The following is a 23,953-nucleotide window of genomic DNA, read 5'->3' on the forward strand; positions in this document are numbered from 1 at the left end:
TCACTCCTTTAAATTTCTTGTTCCTTCATCATCCGAAGGATGTAACGAAGCTGATCTTCGGCGCTGTCCCGATAGTTGCCCAGCACCGCATGAACGCGGTCATAATAGCCTGACGGTAATCGGCAAAGCTGCTTAAATATAAAAGGTTCAATCATATAGCAGTCCTGATTGCGCTTATCCTCCATTGCGACCACAATAGCTTCCAATAACGCTTCATCCTTCATGCCGGAACGTACAAGCCCCATAATGATCAAATTGGCAAACCGATTGCGGAATTCCGGTGAATTCTTCAGCTTCGACAGCAAATACGACTCGGCTTCGAGGTGTCCCCGGCGGGCGAAAGCGCTCACCAGTGCAAGCTCATCCTGCTCGATAAACAGCTCAAGCCATCTGTCATCCCAGCTTGCTTGCAGCTGCTCCTGCGGAAGCATTTCCACGTAATGCGTATAGCTCTCCTTCCCCGTAAACGGCATAACTTCCTCATATGGTTTATACTGCCTATGGATGACCATATCTGACAGGGTGTCCAAAAGCCTTTTTCGTTCTTTGGCCGCGTTGCCAAGGGACGAGGAGGCGAAGCCTTGTAACAGAACGTCCTTGTATTGTTCATATACGCGGTCCGGCGGGAGCACGCGAGCGGCTTTTTGGAATACCTCGCGGACATAAGAGCTGCCATGTCTGTATTGCTCCAAATCATTCTCCGCGTTTTGGCGAAGCAGTTCCCTGGCTTCCTCGGAATCCACGCGATTCATGTAAATGACCGCTTCATTCATAAGGTATGTCCAGCCCAAAGACTTGATATATAAGGAATATTGCTTAAGCACGTTCCGGTACAGCTCCTCGAGCGCCGGACTTTGTTTATCGTGCAGTGCCCACAAGCAGCGCTTCACCTTGCTCCAGCTCTCCTCCAGCTGTTGCTTGTCATCCGGAAATTCGGAAACCGCTTGAAGCTCGGCGGACATGTCTCGTACAAGCCAATCTGTCAACAAGGCGGAACGGCATTTGCCCAGGGCAGGGTTAACCAACTCTTTGTCTTTTCCTTGAGCGGCTTCATACAATCGCTCCACGGCTCGTTCCGAACCGTTCTCGGCAAGTGCATCATAAGCCGCCTCGCGGATCACCTTCTTCTTGCTCTTGCTCCATTCCATCAGATCAGCTTCATACTCATCGTGGCCTGCAAGCAGTTTGATCGCCATGCACCGCACCTCATCGCTGCCGGTCTCGGCCGCTTGTCGGATCAGCTCTACTATTTCCTTGCCGCCGGTTTGCGCCATCACCTTCAGCTTCCGCGACTCCGGCTTTCCGCCCTCCGGATTAAAGCTTTCCAGCAGAAATGGAACGATTTCCGGGCCATACGCTGGCAAAATCTCATTGGCTGCTAGCTCTCCAATCTCGACATAGGGGTCATTCAAAGCTTCAATTGCAAGATATACCAGTCGGAAATCCCGGAACAAGCCTTCCTTCCATGCTTCTTCTATGATCTCGTAACGGCCGCCGCCCGTTGTAGTCAGCGCGGTCTGTACAGCGGAAAGCTTGCGGAAGGATAAATGGGATGATAGTGAAACCGGATGATGGTCTACCAGGTGGAGCTCTCCTTCAGGGGCTGTCGTTCCTTGGGTATGCAGCACGGAGCTCAGCAGCTGGTTCAAATCCTGAAGCAGCTGTGCCGACTGGGTCTCCTTCCCGGATTCCGGTTCCATTAAAGCGCTGATCCCTTCACCCAATCTCTTGAACACGGGAGCGCGCTCTCCGAGCTGCTGAAACTGCGGCAGCAGCCTCTTGAGGCGGAAGTCGCCTGCCGCGAGTTCGCTGCCGGCAATATATAAACGCCTAACCTCCTGGTTAAGCTCCTGCAGTAATGCCGTACTCATGGTTGTTCCTCCTTCTTTACCCTGCTCAGTACAATAGCCGGATGATTTCGTGATTCGTAATGATGGTCAGCGGCTGCGCCAAGAGGCGGCCTGTCGTCAGGCAGTGCTCAAACATAACCAGCATGGAGACACCGCTCAGCTTCTCCTCCGGCAGATACCGCAGCATCGGTACCGTCGGCTGTAAAAATACGTCACCAAGCGCAACCGACTGTCCGGCTTCATCCGTGATGGCATACTGACCTTCGGCGTTCCGGCTGATCCGGGAAACATGAAGCAGCATCACGGGATGGCTGTCAGCGAGCGGATTTTTCAGCTGGTTCTTCACCTTTTTAATTGCATCAGCATAAGAGCCCGCCGCATATTCGTGAATCCAAACCATATCCTCCTCTGTCACCGGAGTTGAAGTCATCTCTTCAAAGCGGACTCGCCGGTTCATATCCCCCGGATAACGGTACAATACAGGGACTCGGGCTTTTTCGAAAAAGCTGTCTTCCTCACGCATCAGCTTGGCGGCCTTATAGGGACGGTACTGGATCGTTCGGTGAATTTCGCCGCTGTCCTTCTGAATCCAGTATCCGGTATCCACATGCTCCAGCCGTGCATCGTCGGCATAACTCAGAAAAGAAAGCTGGATCAACTCTGCCTGTTCACTTACGAGCCCGAAGCTTTGCAGCTCCGTCAGCTGCCAGGCATGCCCCAGCCATTCCTCAATCGTCGACTCATGATCCAGCGCCATTTCCGGATCCTCAAGCTTTGAAGTCAGATATTGTCTGCCCTTTTTAATAATTGCGTTCATGACGGCTAGCTGCTCCACTGCATATGTATAAGCTTTCTCCTGGTCTTTGTCCGACAGCACCAGCGCCAAGCGGCGAAGTTCCGACTGAGCACCCGACAAGTAATAATTGCCCATCTGCTTTACATGTTCCTGGATCAGCTTTTGTTCCTTTTTATCCAATGTTCCTAATCCGTTCCGGATCAACGAGTGGATCAGCTTCTCCAATACGTCCAGACCTTCCAGTTGCGCATTGATTTTCTTTTTTAATGCCGATTTGTTGACCTTCTTCGGTTTGGGCGCTGCCCCTTCGGCCGTTTCTTTGAGTTTACGCTCTTCCCGCTTCTCCGCTTTCTCCCGCTTGGCAGCCAAATCTTCCGGCACCTCGGCAGGGGTAAACGACGCTCCCCCAACATACGCATAAAGCAGTCCAAGCACATGCTTGCACGGAAACTGCCGGCTCGGGCAAGTGCACCGCATAACCGGCTTCTCCGGCACCGCAAAATCGGCGGACGGCTGGTAATCGGAGCTTCCGCTGCCTGCACATGTGCCGAACAGCACGGCATGGTCCTCCGAATGATGCAGCTGCAGGAACCGTCCTTTTTTTACAAGACCCTGCCCGTTCTTAATGGCTGCACTATTCGGTGCATGCGAATCGATCCATGTCTCTGTAATCTCAACCAAACTCATACCCTCCTAAATCAAGTCACTGCTGGTCATGCACAGTGTAATTATCCATTACTCTTAATCATATCTAATCGGTGTCTGGCTCCCTACCCTTCTTAAGACCTATTTAAGAACATTCATTCCTATTTATTTAAACATCTTCTTCTTTTAATAGATAATAATGTAAAATCCGATTTATGTGATTCCTAACATAAGATAAACGTCTATCGACATACTTTCTCAGTAGACAGACCGCATTTAGCGGAAGTTTTTCTTGCGAGATAAGGATGCTAAGCCTTGGAAGTTTATACTTTCTTATCTCTTAAAAAAGAGCCGGCATAACCGGCTCTTCAGAAATCGATATCATCCATTAGTCTTTCCTTACTTGATACCGTCCCGTTCTAACCTCAAGAATATAGTCCTCAGGGGAAGGCATGCCGGATTCCAAGGCATCCTGTACGGCTTGTTCAATAGGGTATGGCACGCGAATAAATTGAATGTTGAAAGGAGCAGGATCTTCGCTGTCATAGATCCCCTCCAAAATGGCATAGGAGGCGTCAGGCATTTCAAGGGGGTTGCCGACGCTGCCGGTATTAAACAGCGTTCTCCCGTCCAGATGCTGGTGATACGCATTATGAATATCCCCGTAACCGGCGACATCCGCGATTCTCGGGTCCCCACACAGCGGGGAACTGTGAAACAAGGTTTCCCGCTGCTCCTGATCATCCCAGGGCTGTATCCGCTCGTACACGCTGCGGGGCGAAGCATGAAACAACCGGATCCATTTACCGCTCATCATGAACTCAAGGATATACGGAAGATCGGCAAGATATTGAAGCCTCTCGCTTCCGAGTCGATGCTGATGCCATTGGAGGACCGGATTGTCGGTTTCCTTACCTATAAAGTCATCCCAGTTCCCCTTGATGACTTGCTGGCAATGGGTTCTCACCATATCAACCGCGATATCTCCGTGAGGGCCTTTGCCAATCAAGTCACCCAGGCAATAGATGGTTTCGATTCCGCGCTGTTTGATATCCTTCAGAACGGCCTCAAGGGCAGGGATGTTTCCGTGTATGTCGGAGATCAATGCAATTTGCGTCAATGAACCCGCCTCCAAACTTCATTTATTTCGGATTGCTGTCATTATAGTTTAGTGAATCCCGTAATTCATCATATGCGTCTCGAAGCCAAGGATGGACAACTTTCAGCGATTCACGCCGTCTCCATAAGTATTGTATATATTCAAATGAGGCATGATCCAGCGAGATTTGCAACTGCTCCGTAATCTCCTTTAAATATGGGGGAGTCCCCTTCTGATCCCACTCGATCTTGTTAGCGACGAACAATACCTTGTCTACCAAAGATGCCTTGGCTCTCAACGTTGTATGGCAGCCAACCGCATTTAAAATTTCCTGTTCTGTAATCTTGAACATATTCTCGGCCATGTATGCCGATATTTTCTGATGTATGATCATCGGAAATTGCTCTTCTTCAGGCAATAGATCCAACCCGATCTCGCGGGATACCTGAATGCGGACGTGATTTGGAAAAACGGCGCTAATATCATGAAGATACCCGGCATATTCAGCAGCGGTCGGATCGGCACCATAGAGAACAGCAATTCTGCGGGCTTCCTCCCCCACTTTCAGTACATGCTCCGCTGTCTGTGGACATTGGTGTTTCTGCAGAAAGCTGGCCACGTCATTCCTAAGATTCCCGGTGAGCTTGTGCCCCCCAAGCTCACCGTAGGAACTGATCATCAATCGACGGTTACGCGGGTCATTCACTCTTTTCACCTCACCTAATCTCCTTGAATTTACCAATCTAGCACTTCATTTTCCATACAATATTCACTTATACTGAGAATAGTTTGAAGCTATTATACATGAAAGTCAAAGAAAGGAGGTCATCCGATTCCTTGCATCGTCGGCCGGGTATTAGAGCACGCGATGCGTATATCCACAACAACGACAATACATAACGCACATTGGAAGGAGGCAATTATACACGGGAACGAGCCCAAAGGATTCTATTAAAAAGCAGCCCGGAGGCTGCTTCATTCAATGGAATTAGTTAGGGATGATCCGAAAACGCACCGTTTGTCCATTTATTATTCCTTAATATGGAATGTTTCGATTTTTAGTCTAATGTTTATAAAGGTAATCATATATTTTTACTCACGCAAGCTTGGTAACTGAATAAGATTTAAGCATCACCGACTTCACCACGTTAGGAGGCTGACGATAGTGAATACACGCAGGATGGTTAGCTTGGGGTTACTGATTCTTGTTATGGTCATCAGCGGTTGCGCTGGGAATGTTTCCACCGAAAAAACGAAAACGCTTACACTTTGGTACTGGAACCGAAGCCTGGACGATGAGCTGATTAAGTCCGTTGAAAAGGAATTTCCGGGATCCGAATCGATGCGCAAAAAATCGGTGGCGACTTCAAATCGAAGCTAAAAACAACGCTGGCGGCCGGTTCCGGAGGACCGGACATCGTCGCTTTTAACGACTGGGTGGCAGAGCTGTTTACGAGTTCGGATCGTTTCTACGATCTGTATGAGCTGGGCGCCAAGGACATTGAGCCCGATTTCCTGGATTGGAAATGGAAGCTAGGCGTTACGCCCGAAGGCACCATGATTGCCCTTCCGATCGATACGGGGCCAACGGCTCTATACTACAGGGCCGATTTGTTCGGGGAAGCCGGGCTTCCGACCGAACCGGATGATGTCCACGCGCAGCTCGGCACCTGGGATCAATATTTCGAAGCCGGGCAAAAGCTGCAGGAGCATTTTGATCAAAAAGTGAAAATGCTCGACAACATCACCAACATTTACACGCAAATGAATGCTCAGTCTGAACGCATATATTTTGCCGAGGACGGTACGTTTATCGGCGAAACCGCTGAATCTTCCATGAAGCGGGCCTGGGATACGGCGGTGAAGGCTTCCCAGATGAATCTGAGCGCCAACGCCAATACTTCCTCCTCCGAATGGAATGCCGCCATGAACAATGGACGGGTCGCTTCCTTTGTCGGTGCGGTATGGATGAAGGAAATATTGATGCAGGCGGCGCCGGATACCAGCGGCAAATGGAGAGTAGCACGCGCACCTGGCGGGGACGGGAACAATGGCGGCTCCTTCCTGGCCATTATGAAAACGAGTAAATATCCGCAAGAAGCATTTGAAGTGATGAAATATATTCAGAATCCGGAAAATCAGGTTCAATCCTTTAAGAAGATCAACCTCTTCCCTTCCGCCAAAGACGCGCTGGATGCCCCCGTGATGAAGGAACCCGAGGAATTTTTCGGGAATCAGGCGACTGGCGAGGTGTTCTCGGAATCTGCGCGTAACGTCAAACCTGCTTATTTCGGCGGTAAATTCGCAAATGTAAACGGCATTGTCAATCGAGAGCTGTCATCCGTTGCGCTCCAGGGCAAGAATCCTGATAAAGCCTGGGAAGACGCGCTGGCCAGAGTCAAAAAAGAACTGCTGCGCTGACCCGGATCCGTTTTTCGGTTCTTACCTGTATGTTTCTCGATGGCTATAAGTACTTAAATACCAACCGCTTGAGGAGGTTACAGTACGATGGATAATCCAATGCTGAATCATACGCCCGCGGAACAGAAGCCTGTTCCTAAGCATCCGAAATCACAAGACAGACTGTCCGCACAGATATGGAAACACCGCAAAGAATATTTGGCGATTTCCCCTTTTTACATTCTATTTGCCATATTCGGGCTCTTCCCGATCGGCTTCTCGATGTTCCTGTCCTTTCAGAAATGGGACGGCATCGGCGAGATGACCTATAACGGGCTGGGCAACTACCAATTCATGCTCACCGATCCGGAATTCTGGAGAGCCGTCGGCAACACGCTGCTCATCTGGATCTACTCCACGATACCGATGCTGTTTATCGCGCTGGTTGTTGCCTTCCTGCTTAACGCATCGTTTGTCCGATTCCGCACATTCTTCCGAATCGGTTATTTCCTGCCGAACGTTACCTCACTCGTAGCGGTTGCCATCGTGTTCGGTACGGTATTCTCGAACAATTACGGCCTGCTCAACTATATTTTGTCCTTGCTCGGCCTGAACTCTATCGAGTGGTTGAATAAAACATGGGGCATACAGCTCGCCATTTCGGTCATGGTCATATGGAGATGGGCAGGGTATAACGCCATTATCTATCTTGCCGGGCTGCAGAGCATCCCGACCGTCCTGTACGAAGCTGCCAAGATCGACGGTGCCTCCGGCATGCAATCCTTTTTCAAGATCACCATTCCCAATCTAAGGCCCATCATACTCTTCACGGTTATTACTTCGACCATCGGCGGCATGCAGATCTTTACTGAACCGCAGGTGCTTGTCGGCAATGATGGCGGCGTCAGCGGCGGCGGTATGACCATCGTCCTCTACCTATACCGTGAAGCCTTCGTGAATAACTATTTCGGATATGGCGCTGCCGTCGGCTGGGGAATGTTCCTGCTCATTGCACTCTTTTCCATCGTGAACTGGAAAATGGTGCAGGGCAGTCCTTCCAATGACTGAAATGGGGGTGAATCGTATGTTCAAATGGAAATCCATATTCCTTCACATCGGGTTAATCGCCGGACTGCTGCTGTCGATTTTCCCCTTCTATTGGCTGCTTGTAATGGCAACGCGCACCACTTCGGATATTTACAGTTTTCCTCCAAAACTATGGTTTGGTCCTCACTTGCTCGATAACGTGTCGAGGGTGCTGAGCAGCATCGATTTCTTCGGCGCCTTCTGGAATACCCTGTTCGTAGCTTCTGCTTGTACGCTGTTAGTCTTATTCTTTGATTCCCTGGCCGGATTCACGTTCGCTAAATTCCATTTCCCGGGCAAAAAATGGCTGTTTGTGCTGCTGCTAGCTACCATGATGGCGCCTGCCCAGTTGTCCCTGGTGCCCTCGTTTGTCATTATGGCAGAGTTCGGATGGGTAGGAACTTATAAAGCGTTGATCATTCCGGGAATGGTAAACGCCTTCGGGATCTTCTGGATCAGGCAATATGCGCAGGAGTCGGTACCCTCGGAGCTGCTCGATGCCGGCAAAATCGACGGCTGTGGATTCTTCCGCCTCTACTGGAATATATCGCTGCCGATTCTGCGTCCCGCCCTGTCGTTCCTGGCCGCCTTCACGTTCATCGGCGTTTGGAATGACTACCTGTGGCCGCTTATTATTCTAAATGATGAGAACAAATTCACCTTACAGGTTGCGCTCTCCTCATTGAACGGAATATATACGACTGACTATTCGATGGTCATTGCCGGTACGCTGCTCGCCGTCATTCCGCTGATCGTTATGTTCCTGTTCATCAGCAAGCAATTCATTTCCGATATTGCAGCAGGTGCCATTAAGAGTTAACCATCAGGGGGTGCCCCAAAAGATCCTGGATCTGGCGGGATGCCCTCTTTTTCTCCTAAGAGCAACCGACTGAAAAGCAAGAAATGGCGGTGCAAGGATAACATCCTGAGCACCGCCATTATTTCATAGAACATAGCTTTCAACCTGACGAACCATCAGTCCAATGAGCAATCTGCTTGTGGGACAAATCTTTGATATTTTGACCCCAGATCATACCACCGAACTGTAAACGCTACGGCACCATCACCAGCTTTTCATTTTCCGGAGTTTCTCCCTCTTCTTCTGAATCAACCATTGCCTCCCTCTTTAACTCCGCTGTTTCATCCAACTTTTTACGGCCCATTAACGTTGCTGCTGCAAGCGCTAATGCTGCAGGAACAATTGCCCAGGCAAATGTAACCGCAATAGAGGAAGCGAGGGTGTCCGAGATCGGTTTGAGCAGCTCTGATGGAATCAGAGACCTCGTCTCCGGCGCCAATAAAATGTGGGGATCCTTCAGATCGAATCCTTCAGGAAGACTAGTGGTGTTCATTCCTCCCGATGACAGGGATCCGGTGAAGGAGCGGCTCTGTATTAACCCGAACACCGTTATGCCAATGGTCATTCCAAGCGATCGCGTGAAGTTGAAAGTCGAACTCGCCATCCCGCGCTGTTTATAGGATAAGCCATGCATGACGGCTGTACCCAGCACGGAGAACGATCCGCCGATGCCAAGCCCGATCAGCACCATATATAGGGTTACGATGAACCTGCTGGATTCCGCCGTAAGCGTCGATGCGAGCACCATCCCTCCCGTGAACAGGACAAGCGTCGGGATCATGATATTGCGATACGATATTTTACTCATCAGAAAACCGCTCACCGTAGCCGTGATGACGGAACCCACCATCATGGGCAGCAGGACGAGCCCCGAGTTCGTTGCGCTTCCGCCGAGTACGCCTTGTATGAAGATCGGAATATACACGGAAGCCACGATGAACGATCCTCCGCTAAATAAACCGCACAGCACACTGGATGTATAGAGTTTATTCCTGAACAAACGAAACGAGATTATCGGTTCCTCCGCCCTTCTCTCCGCAAGCACGAAGAGAACCAGCATGACAAACGCCATAGCAAACAACGCCAGAATGATCCAGGAATTCCACGCCAACTGCTTGCCGCCAAGCTCTAAAGCAAACATGAAACAGATGACACCCGTCAGGAGCGTAGCTGCTCCCATCCAATCAATCGGCTGCTTGGAACGTTCATGCGATTCCTTATAAAACAGCGTAACCATCATGAAAGCCGCGATGCCGATTGGCAAATTAATATAGAATATCCACTGCCATGTAATATGATCCGTAATATACGCACCTGCAAGCGGTCCGAATATGCTGGATAATCCGAACACGGCTCCGAATAACCCGGTGAGCTTACCCCGCTTGTCTAGGGGAACCGTATCGAACATTATAGCGAATGCAATCGGGATGAGCGCACCGCCGCCGATACCTTGCACGGCACGATATAGCGCCAGTTCTGTAATGGAGTTCGCCGTTCCGCACAGCACGGAACCCAGCATAAATACAATCATCCCGAATACAAAGAACTTTTTGCGACCGTACATGTCGGACAGCTTCCCGAAGATCGGCATTCCCGCAAGCTCGGCGACCATATAAGCGGAGGTCACCCATACGAAATGATCAAGCCCTCCGAGCTCCCCGACGATGTTCCCCATTGCGGTCGCTACGATGGTATTGTCCATGGAGGCCATTAATATGCCGAGCAGCAGGCCGGCAAGCACGATGGGTAATTTGTTCGTTGATTGTGTCTTCAAGTTCTCATACACTCCTTCTAAGTAAGTTTCTTTCTTTACTGTTGTCATTGTAATTCAGAAAATATGACAGGTGACTGTCACACTTTTTGCCCTACTTCTCTTTTTTTTCGACTATATAAATAAAGCCCAGACACTTTAAACCCACATACCTGGTAGCGTATAATCTGGGTATCCAACTCATGCAAGGAGGTTCATGTGGAATGAAGATCAGTGAATTATCGCAAATCAGCCAGGTCAGTGCACGCTCCATCCGGCATTATGAACAAAAAGGCCTGCTTGAAGCCGACAGGCTTGATAATGATTACCGTCATTTCGACACATCGGCCATCGAACGGGTTAAGATGATTCAATTGTATTTGAAACTGGGATTAACGACGGATCAAATCAAAGCTTTATTCAAAGGTGAGGTCACTTCTCCAGATGATTACGAGTATTGCGAGGAAATGCTCTCCATTTACCAAGAGAAGTTAAGTCATGTGGATGGTCAGATCGCAGCTCTCCATGAGTTGAAAAGACTGCTTGAAAGGCAAATTTCCCTTACGATAAAGAAAAAGAATCAGGTCCCTGTCTGACGACATCCGCGGCCCCGAGCGTCATCATGCTCAGGGCCGTTCATTTCAAGGATTAGATCCGTTATCTGCATTCCTACTTAACATGTTAAAATAAAGTGTACATCTGAAATGGAGGAAATCTACATATGGACAATTTCGAGAAAAATCTAGAGAAATACGCGGAGCTGGTCATTAAGGTTGGCGTAAACGTTCAACCGGGCCAAGTGCTGATCGTCAATGCTCCAATCGAAACCGTAGAATTGACACGCCACATCGTGGCCAAGGCGTACGATGCAGGCGCGAAATATGTGCAAGTCGACTGGGATGATGAGCGAATCACCCGCATTCGCTACGAGAAAGCACCCGATGACTCTTTCGGTTATTATCCGCAGTGGCAGGCTGACACCATGCAGCAGCTTGCTGAAGGTGGAGGAGCCATTCTGCGCATTAAGGTTCCGGATCCGGAGCTGTTTCGCGGCATTGATTCGGCCAAAGTATCTACAGCCGTGAAAGCCGCTGCCGTAGCTAACGAGAAATACCAGGTTTATGTGCGCAACAATAAAATCAGCTGGTCGCTCATTAAAGCCCCTACCCGTGCCTGGGCCGATAAGGTATTCGCGGATCTTCCTGAAGAGGATCGTATTCAAGCGATGTGGGATGCGGTATTCCAGATGAATCGGGTGGGTAGCGAAGATCCAGTTGCTGCTTGGCGGGATCATATTGCTCAGCTGAAGCAACGCCAGAATCACATGAATGCCAAACGCTATAAGAGTTTCCACTATCGTGCGCCGGGAACGGATCTGCGCGTGGACATGCCGGAAGGGTATCTCTGGCTCGGCGGCGGCGACGAAAATGAAGCCGGCGTATATTTCGTGGCAAACATGCCAACCGAAGAAATCTACACGATGCCGCACCGTACCGGCGTGAACGGGACCGTAACCAGTACGCTTCCGCTTAATTTGAACGGCCGCCTGGTGGAAGGCATGAAGCTCACGTTCAAGGACGGCAAGGTTGTCGAATATGAAGCCGAATCCGGACGGGAGCATCTTACAACACTCCTGGAAACGGACGAGGGCGCGTCCTATCTAGGAGAAATGGCACTCGTACCGCATGACTCGCCAATCTCCCAGCTGAACCGCGTCTTCTATAACACCGGTATCGATGAGAATGCATCGTGTCACTTTGCCCTGGGAAGCGCCTATCCTGTCAATATCGAGGGCGGCACCAAGATGAGCAAAGAAGAACTGCTCGCTCGCGGAGCCAATGTTAGTCTGACGCATGTTGATTTCATGATCGGTTCGGCTGAGCTCGACATTGACGGCGTGCTGGCTGACGGTACAATTGAACCTGTATTTCGCGGCGGACTATGGGTTTAAATTCTCTCTGAAAGGGCTGGCCAACTTATTGAGGATGCATACCCTTAAAGCGTAACCTTCCATCCGCATCGCTCGCGACTCCCGGCGCGGCGTGTTTGGCGTTACATGACGGTGGTCAACCATTAAGCCTTCAACATCAAAAAGGCTTACACTAAAGCGCCCGCTCTAGTGTAAGCCTCTTATTTGTTCTTAAATCTTATGGTTATTCTCCATGCTCCAGCATCCGAAGAATCATCATGACCGCTTCCGCACGGGTAGCAGATTCCCGAGGATCAAACCGGTTACCCGAACGACCATTCACGATGCCGGCCGCGGCCGCGGCTGCGATTTCCTTCTCCGCCCAAGCCGGAATGGCTTGCTGATCACGGAATTCCGTTTCTGTTTCTGGTAAGGCAAGGCCCAGATAACGTGTGATCATGACCGCCATTTCAGAACGGTTGACGGATTGATTCGGTCTGAATGAGCCGTCTTGATATCCCTTCACAATGCCTTCGGATACAGCCCATTGAATCGCTTCAATTGCCCAGGACCTGATCAGGGAACTGTCTTTGAAATTCAGCTTCCCAGTATTCCCTTGTCCTTCCAATGCTTTGGCCATCATCACCATAAATTCAGCGCGTGTTACTTGCCGATCCGGTTTAAAGGTCTGATCCGGATAGCCGCCAACGATACCGAGCTGAACAGCTTCCTCTATCGCCGACGAAGCCCAATGTCCAGCGATGTCTGTTAACATCACCGGTTTTGGCTCCGGCTTCGGTTCTTCGGTCCCCGGCTTCGCCTTACGGTGAATGGTTAACTGGTAGGTTTTGGTCGTACCGTTCTCCGCCCGAATCACCAGCTTCAACAGGTTAGCCCCTTCCTTCAGCGCGATTACCTGATCCTTCTTCAGTGGTTCTTCTCCCAGAAGGATTGTTGCCTTGCTATGCGCCGCATCAACACGGAGCTGCACGGAATCGGCTTCCGTCTCAAGTCGATACTCTGTCGTGTTCTCATGGAATGCAGGGGTTAGTTCAGCTGCTTTGCCGCCGATGATCACTTCAAGTCCTTTTAAACGGTTGTCTCCAGATAATACATGGCCTCCAGAGGATCCCGGTTCTGATCCCGATGATGGAGGATTCTCCGGTGAAGGTACAACCGAAGCGTTATAGGCACGAATCGCGGCTTGCAGAGCGTTGATCGCATCCTGTACTTCCTCGGCAGTTGCATGATCCTGTTGCGCTATGGCGCTGGCGCTTTCAATGGCAGCACGGAGTGTTGACCTTGCTGCGGCCGGATACTGCCCCGGCGATGTACCTTCCCGTGTTTTGTCAAGCCTTTGCTGTGCCGATGCAATCAATCCGATTAACTCGCTCTTGTCAACTGCTGCTGCCGGTGTTGTGACCGAGTTATGAAGTCCGGCGCTCTCTCCCGCAGCATTATAGGCTTTTACGGTAAAATGATATCGGGTGTCCGGCTCCAAACCGGAGGCGGTATGCGAATACACATCATTTGTCACCGTAACTACCGGTTCAGTTCGCCCTTTCAGATATACACGATATCCATCCACGCCATCATCTGCGGTCGCTTCCGGCCAGCTCATGGATACGCCGTTTGATGTGATGTCCGAAAATTCAAGCTTCCCGGCTGTCCACACAGGTGCACCCGGAATTTCTACGGCTTGAGTGATGACCGTTAAAATCTCACTCGGAGCCGATTCCGTGCCTTGCTTATCCACGGCGGTAACTTTGAATTCATACAGCGTGTCCGGGGTCAGCCCAGTCGCTTCATATACGCTATCCGTGACAGTTGCCACGCGCTCCCCGTCCTGATACACATTATAGTTCACAACTTGTTGGTCCGGACCGTTCGCGGGATCCCAACCGATTTGAACCGTTGACGATGTCACATTCAGTTCTTTCAGGTTGGTCGGAGCATCAAGCTTTCCGCCATCTGTCGTGAAAGTCCACACATCCGAAAGGGTTTTCCCTCCGAATTTGTCTTGTGCGACGACATACCAGGCATAGGTTCCATCGGAATGAAGTCCTGCCCACGGCTGAGTAACCTCAGTACCGCTAGCCACGTTCTGCGGTGTACCGATGGGTGCTCCTCTCAGATGATTTACTTGGATCGAATCCGTTGCTACCCGCTTTAATTTCGGTTCAAGATCCAGATTCATCATGAATTCATCCGAGCCATTCGTATAATAATTGTACTTGTCCAGATAAGGAGAGTACGTATTCACGTAAATCTGATTGCTATCCTTATTAAAATGCAGCAATCTCAAGTAACCACTACCGCCATCGGCATGTCCTTGATAGTCTGCCAGCATCTGATACACGGTTCTGTCCGCAGTACCGTCACCATTATCATCCAATTCATTTTTAAGCAGACTGGCTCCCGTGTAATGGCCGCTTAGAACGGCAACTACGTTGGGGTTCGGTACGACAACTTCCTTGTACAATTTGTTGCCTATACCGGAGCGGGTTCCGTTCGCGAGCATGTAATCGTGGAAATTCAGAAATGCGATACGGTCCGGATATTCTGCGAGAACCTCGTTCATCCATTTGATGTCCTCGTCTTCGACGCCCCATCCCATATACATCATGATGAAGTCGTTGCCTTCAACGGAGACAAGATCGTAGTGTCCGCGATTGTCCTTGTAGGAACCTCCGTAATATGGCTGATTCTTATAACGGTCCTCCCCGAAGTATTGACTGTAGGTCGTGTAATCCCAATCATAACTTCCCACATCATGATTCCCGGCAAGCACGCCGTGCGGAAGATTTGCATCCTCCAGCATCTTCATGTAATCATCGGCACGCTTCCATTGATACTCAGCTGTTGGATCATTCACGATATCACCGGTATGGAACAAATATTTGATGTTCATATCATCGATGGAATCGACAATCCAGTCGAATTGCTTCTGCTGGATACGCGGGTACAGCTCCGTTAAGAATTGGGTATCCGATACCCATACAAACGTGTAATCATAATCCCCACGGGAAGGGATTTCATCCTGTACGATGACATCCACTTTGCTGTTCAGTACGTAGTCTGCTGCCGTCAGTTCGCCTCGAAGCGTAAAATCATTTTCAGACTGGGCAATATGTTTAGTAACTTCCGTCCACTTGTTCAAATTGTGGTTCCATGCATACATCGTAACCTTGCGGCCGGGCACCGTGTGTCCTTCCCAAGTCACTTCAACGCTGTCACCCGGCTCCACGGCATGCTCCAGCTCTACCTCAAACCTGATATAAGGGAATTTGGACGTGGAATCCACCGTGACATATTGATCGTTGGATTCAGCTACCAGCTTCAATTCCTCTTCGGTCAGCGCGGTTTCGCCCGCCGGGAACCTATCTTTAGGCGGCTCTTCATCCGAGGCATTCTTGGACAGCTTCACCCGATCGCCGCTTAATGCATGATACGGATAAGCCTGATGGAAGGAGACCTCAAGCTCGTCATCCGATGGATCGCTGACTTGAACCTTAAGCTCCGGCGATAACCCGGTTCCGCTCTCCATATCTGCTGGTGAGATCAATACAGGTGCATTCGGATGCTCCGGTGAAGTGTTAAACGTAACCATACGTTCCGAGATGTTGCCGATCTTGTCCACTGCGCGGATTTCCAGCTTATGATCGCCTGGATCAAGCTCGGAGGATGAAGTATCATATGGCACCTGGATGGCTTGACCATCTAGCAGGACCTCCACCCGTTCCACGCCGGATACATTATCTTGGGCAGTCACATCGATCGGAATGCTTCCCTTATAACTCTTCCCCTCTTCAACGGTCACGTTAATTTCCGGTCCATTGTTATCGACCTGAACGTTGGCAAGTGCTTCAGACTTACCCTTTACATTCAAATCAACCTTGTGCTGCCCGTCTGTTACCGACGTGGTATCCCATGCGTAAGACAGGGCTTTTACTTTATCGGCAGGAATATCGAATTGAAACGCAACAAAAGGCAGAAACCGTCCATCGTCTCCAAGGTCGTGGATAAGCGCAGGATCCTTAAATTGCGGATCCCGGATTTCGGTCCCATCTCCTAACAGCAGCCGTACGTTGCGGGCATTAAAGTCATCCATATTTCCCGTCGGCTTGTCATCCTCGAAATAGGTTTTCTCGTTATCGCCGGCCCGAAGGGTAATTTCGTTTGTGCCGCTTGTCAGCCATTGCGGTTCGATGGGGACAGCAATCGTTTGATAGCCGTCAATGTTCGCCTCGGTCTTGAACAGAACATCCTTGCCAATGGTTACCGTGTTGATCCCATCGTCAATACCATCGCCTTCAAAAACAAAATAAGCGGAATGCTCCATAACAGGTGTGCCTTGAACCGGCTGCCCGTCGATATGAAGCTCAAGATCGGCAGGTTCTACCCCATCCGCTGCCCCCCGAATATACGTTATCCCGGTAACTGTCTGTTGATCGTCAACATTCAGGCTGGCGCTGGCACCATTCCCCGTAAGATCGACTTCGTATTTGGGACTTTCTACTTCCTTAAAGGTGTTGGACACTGTGAAATAGTACTCCAGCTTGGTGTGTCCCAGCAGTTCCAGATAAGAAATCGTATGGCTGAGGCCTTGCTCCCCTTCCTGAAGCTGTACGACCTTGTAATCGTTCTGTCCATCGACACGATAAGATAGCGCGAGGGAAGTAACCATACGATCATCATGCGCTTCTGCGGCAATCTCCAGATTTTCGCCCGGCTCCACATTCGTCGTTGTCGTCCGGTTGGCAACGGTTGGTTCCTTGGTCACGTCGATATGTACCGGCTCCGCAGGCACCTCGGAATGCTGCATCGAACCCGGCGTAGCCTTATGCTCCAGCTGGGAAATTCGCTGCATCTTCAGGCTGCCATCCTCCGGATACTTATAGAAGATCCCCTGATCGGAGCCGTTATGAACATCTCCGTCATTGTAAAATGCGGACACGATCGGACGGCCAGTGTTTGTCACAACCACGAGCTCCCGCATGCGTGAATTGGACATGCCGCCTGAGAATATTTTGACAACATCGGTGTTTTCAATCAGGTTCGTGCCGTAATTTTTATTAAAATCAGCAATCGTGGATTTGCTGTTCTGAGCGTTAATGATCCAGAACACCAGCGTGCCTCTGGATGGAATCATCACCTCATCGGGAACATGAGCCCAAAGGGTATCACTCTCCAAGTAACGATAACGAATTTTGTAATGGCTGAAGTCGATGTCTTGATCGGTATTGTTGTATACTTCAATAAATTCATATCCGTCGGCGGTTCCTACATTCGTAGAATCAGGAACAAGCTCGGTGATCAGCAGTTCAGGCACATTGTTCAGCTTGGTGGATGACTGGGCTGAAGCCTGTCCTGCGAAACCGGTAAACGAGGCCGACAACACGATACAGAGAATCAAGAAGCAGGATATACATCGATTCAGGACGATCTTAGACAATGGAAAACCTCCTAGAAATGATTTTTTGAACAATCAATTCAGTTCCCCAATTCTCCAGGTCTCCATGGGATCTCCAAATTTTAATTAAAGCGTTTTCAACATTAAATCCCTCACGATATCAGATTCAGGCTATCTCCTAGAGAGATCTATTTAGCACCTCACCTCCTAAGATCAATAATTGCATATTCCCTTCGTTTTTTAAACCACTTTATGTAAAATCTGATAAATGATACACAAGTCCCGGAATCAGCTAACCATCTAGTAAAATAGGACAATATGTCAACAGACCTTCATCACTATTTTTTGAGTAAGCATCCATATCTCAAGGTCCGCATACGAGATTAGCATGACGTTTAAAGCTCATTACTTCCGGACTATTCACGTCTAATCCGGTTCATCTTTGAGCAAGCATCTGTCCCATCCTCTATCATAGGATATGGCTTCTGCTTATTCTGCACAAAAAAAAGACCCCGCGAATGATATCGCAGGATCCTTATCAGTGGGAAGCGATTCTGTTATTCATTATGCAGCAATTTTCCAATTGCTAGGGTGCCTTACCTGAAAAGAATCGAAGAAACTTCGCTCTCCTTCTCCTTTTGCGAGTGTTCATGGCGAATCAACTGCCTTTCGGAATGACATCATGTTCTTCCGTCCGTCGATTGACAATACCACTTCCCACTTGTTCTATATTTACCCGTTCCTCAGAAAGTGAAACACTCTAGCCCGAACTTCCTCTCGAATTGGGAGATCAACCTATGTCCCCTTCATTTGTATAAATTATTGCGATTGCTCACTCTTCATCGACTGGGACAGTTGTACCAGCTTGTTCATGGTTTTCCAATTCCGCATCGTCATCGGTACGCTAAGCTTCGACAACTGAACCGCCAGCTTGGAATTCCGAACGCTTTCCTTGAACAGTAAGTATACCTCTTCACCGATAACTTCGAAGGTTTCTTTTTCGTTCGCATAAAGCCTTAATTTCTCCACGTCTTCAGCAGCAGGCGCTTCCGGCAGCATGGCAACATAAAGACTCTCAAACTCCGATGCCTCCTCCGCTTGACGTATCGTTTCATCCGAAAATGGACCATTCCGGACGATCCCCTCAATTTCCTCGGAGGTTCTGAGCATCACCGATATCGGGAAGCCGAACGTTTCAAGTATGCCTTGCTCCATTAGGACTCGAAGCGTTTCCTTGGATTCCGCAGATTCAAAGAGCACGTTTCCGCTCTGGATGTAGGTCTGCACACGAGCTAGGCCCATACGTTCAAGCATCTTCCTTAGATCGGCCATTTTGATTTTGTTGTGCCCGCCGACATTGATCCCTCTGAGCAAAGCGATATAGATTGTCATTGGGGCATCCTTTCCATGATCAGACCTGCCGTCTTCTCCCCGTTTGCGATGCAATCCGGTATACCCACTCCATAATAGGAGCATCCCGCAAGCAGCACGTTAGGATACAGTTCATCCATTTTATGCTCTAATGACTCCACGATTTGCCGGTGCTTCAAATGATAATTCGGCATATTGTCATGCCATTTGGTGACTTCGCATGACACGGGCTCAGCCTCGATGCCTAAACTCCAGCGGATATCCTCCATCCCGACACGCTTCAATTCTTCGTCGGATAATCGGATTAATTCGTCATAATGCGGATTGGAGCTCTTGTAGAACAATCGCATCAATAACCGATTATTCTCGGAGGTATGTTCCCATTTCCGGCTCGTCCAGGTGCAGGCATCACATTTTAACTGGGTTCCCTTAGCCGTAATAAATCCCGTTCCATCATAAGGAAGCTCTTCGTCTTGAATATCATAGGCAAGGTACACGCTGATGAGCGATTTGGTATAGAGCTGGTCAAAGTCCTCGTTAAGCTGCGGATCTTGCAGCAGTTCCTTTGCCGCAGATCCCAGCGTGCTTAATACAACAAAATCTGCTTCAAGCTTTTCACCATTTGCCAACCTTATCCCGTAGCCGCTAGCTGTTTTCTCCAGCTTCTCTGCGGCAACGCCCTTGTATATCTTCGCACCTGCTTCTGTCAGGCTCTGTGCCAATGCGTCAATCACAACCGAGACTCCGTCTTTGAAGGAAAGAAATTTCTTATTGCCCGAACCAAGAAATTTCTGTTTATTCTCGGCCAAACCACCCATGATGCTGCCGTACGTATTTTTGTACTCCAGCAAATAGGGAAACGTGGATGCGATGGTCAGGTCATGAAGCTCCCCGGAATAGACGCCCGATATGACCGGAGCGATCTGATTCTGAACGGTTTCCTTGCCTAGGAAAGACTCGAGGAACTGCCCCAGAGAATCATGCTTGGTAAACGTCTCATTCGGCGTGTAGTAGTCCTTGAGCGCCTCCACCTTCCCCTCGGCAGACACCAGCTCGCTTTCGGCCAAGGATTTCAGGCTAAGCGGTATGCCGAATACACTCTCATCCGGGATTCTTTTCAAACCTGCAGTCGTATATATAAAAGAAGTCCCCGTGGCATTATACACAACCTGGTCTGTTAACTGAAGTTCCTCCAGAAGTGGTGCCACATTCGTTTTCCGGGATACGATCGAATCCGCTCCGGTTTCCATCATAAATTCACCGTTCTGAACGGTTCGGATTTTGCCTCCCAACGTTTCACTTGCCTCGATAAGCACCAGTTCCATATCCTGTTGATGGCGATTCAACTCTTTTTGCAGATAGTATAAGGTCGACAGTCCGGTAATGCCGCCGCCGATGACTACGGTAGTTGTCACTGTACATACACCTCTATTATGTAGGTTCATAACATCTTAATCATGATTGTTACCATTGTATCCAATTTCTAAGTATATCATAGAGGCCGTTCTTTCGAGGATCGCCATTCCCTCAATATTGTGAACAGATCCGTTCACAGCCACCGGCTTCCCGCCCGGCGCTAATATATCGTGCGTACTGCTCCCTTTTATGCACGTGCTTGGATGGTTGTCGACAGCAAAAAACTCCGCGAGATCACTCGCAGAGTTTTTTTATCGTGGGAAGCGGTATATCCATTCTGACGCCATCATTCCATTGCTTTAATAGCTTGCGGTGTACTTTGGAATAATTCAGATTGTGTCGTCCTTATTCCTCGTCATGTTGTACATGGGTATCAAATCCTTTCGGTAATTCCGACTTAACGTCTTGTTATCCGTCTGGTGTTGATGTGTTTCCACTTCCCACTTAGGATATATATACCCGGTGCACGGTCGATGAAACAGGTGAAACTTTTCTTATTTCCCCCGGCGAGAACTTTATTTATCCTCGGTCAACACTTCAAGCAAGCCTGCCGGAAGCTCATACTTGCGGTTGTTGATCTGAATGCTCTTCAATTCCTCCAGCAGCGAATCATCGCTTTCCGAATCCTTAATGGCCTGCACTTCGTGGTGCAATTGCTCCATCTGACGGTCCAGCGCGTTAGCCGTATCGGCAGCCTTCTTAAGCTCTTCCAGCAGATGCTGAGGAACCGACTTATTATATTTGTAGAAAATTTTATGCTCCAAGCTCGCCCAGAAATCCATGGCAATGGTTCGAATTTGGACTTCAACGCATACCTTCTCCACCCGGTCGGAGAAAAAAACTGGCACTTCGACTAAGAGATGCAGGCTTTGGTAACCGTTCGGCTTCGGATTCTTGATATAGTCTTTGACATTTAGGACCGTTAAGTCGCTCTGCTTCTGCAGCATATCGCTGATTTTGTAAATATCGGTAATGAATGAGCAGGTGATTCTTAAACCCGCGATGTCTTTGATATTATCTTCTATGGAACTGAGAGAGATGTTTCCGCCTTTTCGGAGCAGCTTCTTCATAATGCTCTCCGGCGATTTCAGGCGGGATTTCGTATGTTCGATCGGGCTATAATCATGAAGAGCCTGGAACTCCTCTTTTAATATTTCCATTTTGGTTTCGATCTCATCTAAGGCGAATTTGTATTTCATCATAAATCGGGTAATTTCATTCCGAATGATTTTGAGCTGTTCGATTTGCAAAGAATTCATGGGATACTTCCTTTCGATTGTGTGATTCAGAGCCGTGATGACTCGAGTAGTAAATAAAAACAAAACACGCTGCTAACATTCTAGAAGTTCTGTTCCCTCTTTAAATAGTAGTTGATATTGAGGTGCGACTGCAACTTTAGTGCAATAACGTCAAAAAGACGCTGCAACCAGAAAGTCGCAACGTCTTTTATCTTATGCCAGCATCGCGCTGCTTAATATCGTTGGTATAAACCATATCTTGCAAGGCGTTTATGCTCGTATTTTATTATCCCATACGTTTTATGAACAAGTTATTATTTCTCGGGTAATCGCAAAATACTCATGGTTTCGACATCATTGCTCTTACAATGACTTAAGTGGTTACTCGTTCCATTTTTATTTTGGAAATGACTTGTTCCAATCTATGGATATCCTTATGAAATGGACTTAGAACGGTGTGTATATTTTGGACTTCATGGGAGCCAAACACTTGATGATTATGCTTAATGAAGGTGGCAAGTGTTCCTCCAGGGCCTAAATCTACAAAAATCTTATCTTTCAGGGGCATCAAAGATTTCAACGCATCGCGGAATCGGATCGGTTCCCTCACCACGTTCCATAAGTATTCGGGTTCGAAAGCAGCCACCCTCTGTCCGCTAAAAGATGAAATTATGGTCGTATGGGGAGACTTTAAAGCTAAAGAGCTTACATGGCGCTTATAATACGGGCCTGCCGGGTCGATCCACTTGGAATGGAAACCATGACGAATGGGTAATCGCTGAGCCATGATGTTACGATCTCTTAAATAAGACTCCGCTTCGGAAAGGGCCGCAACTCCTCCCGAGATGACAAAATGCGTATCAAAATTAACCGATGCAATTTCACAGTTCTGATAAAGTATCGGTTCACTGCTGTATAGCGATACCTGATCAAGAATAGCGATCATGCCCCCGGGTTCGCAATGATTCTGAATGATTTCAGCTTGAGCAATCACATGCTCCAACGCCGAATTGTAATCCATGGAACCTGCGACCGTGCAGGAAGCAAATTCCCCCAAGCTTGTGCCTAACACATAATCAGGGTAGATCTGATATTCCATAAATACCTGAGCTAAGGCATACTCGATCATGAATATTGCGGGGTGCGTAAATGGTAATGAATCAAATGGCCGGCTGATTGGATAATCATTCTCGTATAGCTCGCGGGTTACCGATTTCCCGGAGATTTGATAATAATATTGATCCAGCTTCTGAATCCAATGACGGAATACCGGCTGATCCCGATATAACTCCCTGCCCATTTGGTAATATTGCGATCCTTGCCCCGAAAACAAAAATACGATCGATTTCCCCACTTTCATTCACTCCCATTTTATCGAAAATTAAATATTCCTTCTTGATTTGGCCTCATTCTGAAATTGACAAAATGCTTGAGCGAATCCAATTGAAAGTAGATGTTCTGATCGTACAACATACTTATCGTTTGACCAGGAGGGGTCCCATAGGAATGACCAGGAAATACCCGCAGTTCCGGAGCCGCAAAAGATTTGATTTTTTGAATGCTATAAAACATCGCCTCAGCGGAGCCGCCCTTAAAATTGCATCCCCCGCAGCCTTCAATAAAGAGTGTATCCCCCGTAAAAATACAGTCTTCAAGCAAAAAACACATACTTCCCGAAGTATCCCGGGCGTCCACAAGCACGTCACGTTTGTCTCACCGAACACGACGACCTCATGATCGGATAAACCTCTCAAATGTCGGCAATTGAAACCATAGTCTTCAATTTCCACGCTCGACATGAATACATCGCATTCATAAATCTCGGTTAACACCGACGCCAAATTTACGTGATCGTAGTGAGAATGGGTCAGCATAATCCCTTTCACATCTGCGTTTAAATCGTTTAGCTTGCCTATTATGGTATCGAGTTCCCATGAAGGATCAATGATGATGGCAGAGCGGCTGCTTTTATCAAAAACAATATAGCTATAATTAATAAAGGGATGCGAAACCGTTCGCAGTACAAACACTTCGTAATGAACCATGATTCCTCCCCTTTCACATTGGGTTACAAAAAACTCCCGGCTAAGCGCCGTTTACTGCAGCTTAACCGGTATTCGT

At 48.6% G+C, this 23,953-nt stretch carries 16 protein-coding genes and 1 pseudogene; 6 read left to right on the forward strand and 11 right to left on the reverse strand.

The annotated features are described in order from the left end of the window. Positions 1 to 8: 8 nt before the first annotated feature. From PLA01S_RS19520 to yqeK, 4 genes are all read right to left on the reverse strand, one after another. On the reverse strand, positions 9 to 1,871 hold the full coding sequence (locus PLA01S_RS19520) for a HEAT repeat domain-containing protein (protein ID WP_127593633.1): 1,863 nt from the start codon (positions 1,869 to 1,871) through the stop codon (positions 9 to 11). Between the two features lie 25 nt (positions 1,872 to 1,896). Further along, positions 1,897 to 3,327 (reverse strand): SWIM zinc finger family protein, encoded by a 1,431-nt coding sequence (locus tag PLA01S_RS19525; protein WP_127593634.1) that lies wholly within the window; start codon positions 3,325 to 3,327, stop codon positions 1,897 to 1,899. 352 nt (positions 3,328 to 3,679) lie between these two features. Continuing rightward, positions 3,680 to 4,411: a metallophosphoesterase family protein gene (locus tag PLA01S_RS19530; RefSeq protein WP_127593635.1), complete on the reverse strand. Its 732-nt coding sequence runs from the start codon at positions 4,409 to 4,411 to the stop codon at positions 3,680 to 3,682. Between the two features lie 22 nt (positions 4,412 to 4,433). Then, positions 4,434 to 5,069 (reverse strand): bis(5'-nucleosyl)-tetraphosphatase (symmetrical) YqeK, encoded by a 636-nt coding sequence (gene yqeK / locus PLA01S_RS19535; RefSeq protein WP_127593686.1) that lies wholly within the window; start codon positions 5,067 to 5,069, stop codon positions 4,434 to 4,436. A gap of 486 nt (positions 5,070 to 5,555) precedes the next feature. Between yqeK and PLA01S_RS32675 the strand changes: the two genes are divergently transcribed. The 4 genes from PLA01S_RS32675 to PLA01S_RS19550 all read left to right on the forward strand — a co-directional run bounded on the left by PLA01S_RS32675 (position 5,556) and on the right by PLA01S_RS19550 (position 8,696). After that, the gene (locus PLA01S_RS32675) at positions 5,556 to 5,771 is read left to right on the forward strand and encodes a hypothetical protein (RefSeq protein ID WP_246059685.1); all 216 of its coding nucleotides are present in this window, start codon (positions 5,556 to 5,558) and stop codon (positions 5,769 to 5,771) included. An 8-nt stretch (positions 5,772 to 5,779) separates the two neighbouring features. Next, positions 5,780 to 6,811 carry an extracellular solute-binding protein gene (locus tag PLA01S_RS19540; protein WP_246059694.1) on the forward strand — a complete coding sequence of 344 codons (1,032 nt, stop codon included), beginning with the start codon at positions 5,780 to 5,782 and terminating at the stop codon, positions 6,809 to 6,811. A gap of 87 nt (positions 6,812 to 6,898) precedes the next feature. Next, a complete protein-coding gene (locus PLA01S_RS19545) occupies positions 6,899 to 7,858 on the forward strand; it encodes a carbohydrate ABC transporter permease (RefSeq protein WP_127593636.1) in 960 nt (319 codons plus the stop codon). 16 nt (positions 7,859 to 7,874) lie between these two features. After that, positions 7,875 to 8,696, forward strand: a complete 822-nt coding sequence (locus tag PLA01S_RS19550; RefSeq protein ID WP_100537780.1) for a carbohydrate ABC transporter permease — start codon at positions 7,875 to 7,877, stop codon at positions 8,694 to 8,696. A gap of 232 nt (positions 8,697 to 8,928) precedes the next feature. On the opposite strand, the gene PLA01S_RS19555 is transcribed toward PLA01S_RS19550, so the two are convergent. Further along, complete coding sequence (locus tag PLA01S_RS19555; protein ID WP_127593637.1) at positions 8,929 to 10,509, reverse strand: MDR family MFS transporter; 1,581 nt, start codon at positions 10,507 to 10,509, stop codon at positions 8,929 to 8,931. A 200-nt stretch (positions 10,510 to 10,709) separates the two neighbouring features. Here PLA01S_RS19555 and PLA01S_RS19560 point away from each other — a divergent pair, with 200 nt between their 5' ends. Further along, positions 10,710 to 11,081, forward strand: a complete 372-nt coding sequence (locus PLA01S_RS19560; protein WP_127593638.1) for a MerR family transcriptional regulator — start codon at positions 10,710 to 10,712, stop codon at positions 11,079 to 11,081. 125 nt (positions 11,082 to 11,206) lie between these two features. Then, complete coding sequence (locus tag PLA01S_RS19565; RefSeq protein WP_127593639.1) at positions 11,207 to 12,436, forward strand: aminopeptidase; 1,230 nt, start codon at positions 11,207 to 11,209, stop codon at positions 12,434 to 12,436. Between the two features lie 202 nt (positions 12,437 to 12,638). Here the strand turns inward: PLA01S_RS19565 and PLA01S_RS19570 are convergent, their stop codons facing one another. The 6 genes and pseudogenes from PLA01S_RS19570 to PLA01S_RS19595 form a co-directional block, all read right to left on the reverse strand. Further along, entirely contained in the window at positions 12,639 to 17,849 is a 5,211-nt protein-coding gene (locus PLA01S_RS19570) for an S-layer homology domain-containing protein (protein ID WP_127593640.1), read from the reverse strand. Between the two features lie 777 nt (positions 17,850 to 18,626). Continuing rightward, complete coding sequence (locus tag PLA01S_RS19575; RefSeq protein WP_127593641.1) at positions 18,627 to 19,199, reverse strand: DUF1697 domain-containing protein; 573 nt, start codon at positions 19,197 to 19,199, stop codon at positions 18,627 to 18,629. Next, positions 19,196 to 20,593, reverse strand: a complete 1,398-nt coding sequence (locus PLA01S_RS19580) for a protoporphyrinogen oxidase (protein ID WP_127593642.1) — start codon at positions 20,591 to 20,593, stop codon at positions 19,196 to 19,198. Before PLA01S_RS19580 ends, PLA01S_RS19575 begins: the two co-directional genes overlap by 4 nt. 516 nt (positions 20,594 to 21,109) lie before the next feature. Continuing rightward, positions 21,110 to 21,853 carry a GTP pyrophosphokinase gene (locus PLA01S_RS19585; protein WP_100537787.1) on the reverse strand — a complete coding sequence of 248 codons (744 nt, stop codon included), beginning with the start codon at positions 21,851 to 21,853 and terminating at the stop codon, positions 21,110 to 21,112. 352 nt (positions 21,854 to 22,205) lie between these two features. After that, positions 22,206 to 23,192: an acyltransferase domain-containing protein gene (locus tag PLA01S_RS19590; protein ID WP_127593643.1), complete on the reverse strand. Its 987-nt coding sequence runs from the start codon at positions 23,190 to 23,192 to the stop codon at positions 22,206 to 22,208. A gap of 11 nt (positions 23,193 to 23,203) precedes the next feature. Next, positions 23,204 to 23,880, reverse strand: a pseudogene (locus PLA01S_RS19595) (MBL fold metallo-hydrolase). Positions 23,881 to 23,953 lie beyond the last annotated feature (73 nt).

This window comes from Paenibacillus lautus NBRC 15380 (genome assembly GCF_004000945.1).
Taxonomy (GTDB): Bacteria; Bacillota; Bacilli; order Paenibacillales; family Paenibacillaceae; genus Paenibacillus_AQ; species Paenibacillus_AQ lautus.

What these genes read in the sequence shown, in the direction of transcription:
- PLA01S_RS19545 (WP_127593636.1), top strand. Translation starts at nt 6,899, where the DNA reads ATGGATAATCCAATGCTGAATCATACGCCCGCGGAACAGAAGCCTGTT.
- PLA01S_RS19550 (WP_100537780.1), top strand. Translation starts at nt 7,875, where the DNA reads ATGTTCAAATGGAAATCCATATTCCTTCACATCGGGTTAATCGCCGGA.
- PLA01S_RS19560 (WP_127593638.1), top strand. Translation starts at nt 10,710, where the DNA reads ATGAAGATCAGTGAATTATCGCAAATCAGCCAGGTCAGTGCACGCTCC.
- PLA01S_RS19565 (WP_127593639.1), top strand. Translation starts at nt 11,207, where the DNA reads ATGGACAATTTCGAGAAAAATCTAGAGAAATACGCGGAGCTGGTCATT.
- PLA01S_RS19585 (WP_100537787.1), bottom strand. Translation starts at nt 21,853, where the DNA reads ATGAATTCTTTGCAAATCGAACAGCTCAAAATCATTCGGAATGAAATT.
- yqeK (WP_127593686.1), bottom strand. Translation starts at nt 5,069, where the DNA reads ATGATCAGTTCCTACGGTGAGCTTGGGGGGCACAAGCTCACCGGGAAT.
- PLA01S_RS19520 (WP_127593633.1), bottom strand. Translation starts at nt 1,871, where the DNA reads ATGAGTACGGCATTACTGCAGGAGCTTAACCAGGAGGTTAGGCGTTTA.
- PLA01S_RS19590 (WP_127593643.1), bottom strand. Translation starts at nt 23,192, where the DNA reads ATGAAAGTGGGGAAATCGATCGTATTTTTGTTTTCGGGGCAAGGATCG.
- PLA01S_RS19575 (WP_127593641.1), bottom strand. Translation starts at nt 19,199, where the DNA reads ATGACAATCTATATCGCTTTGCTCAGAGGGATCAATGTCGGCGGGCAC.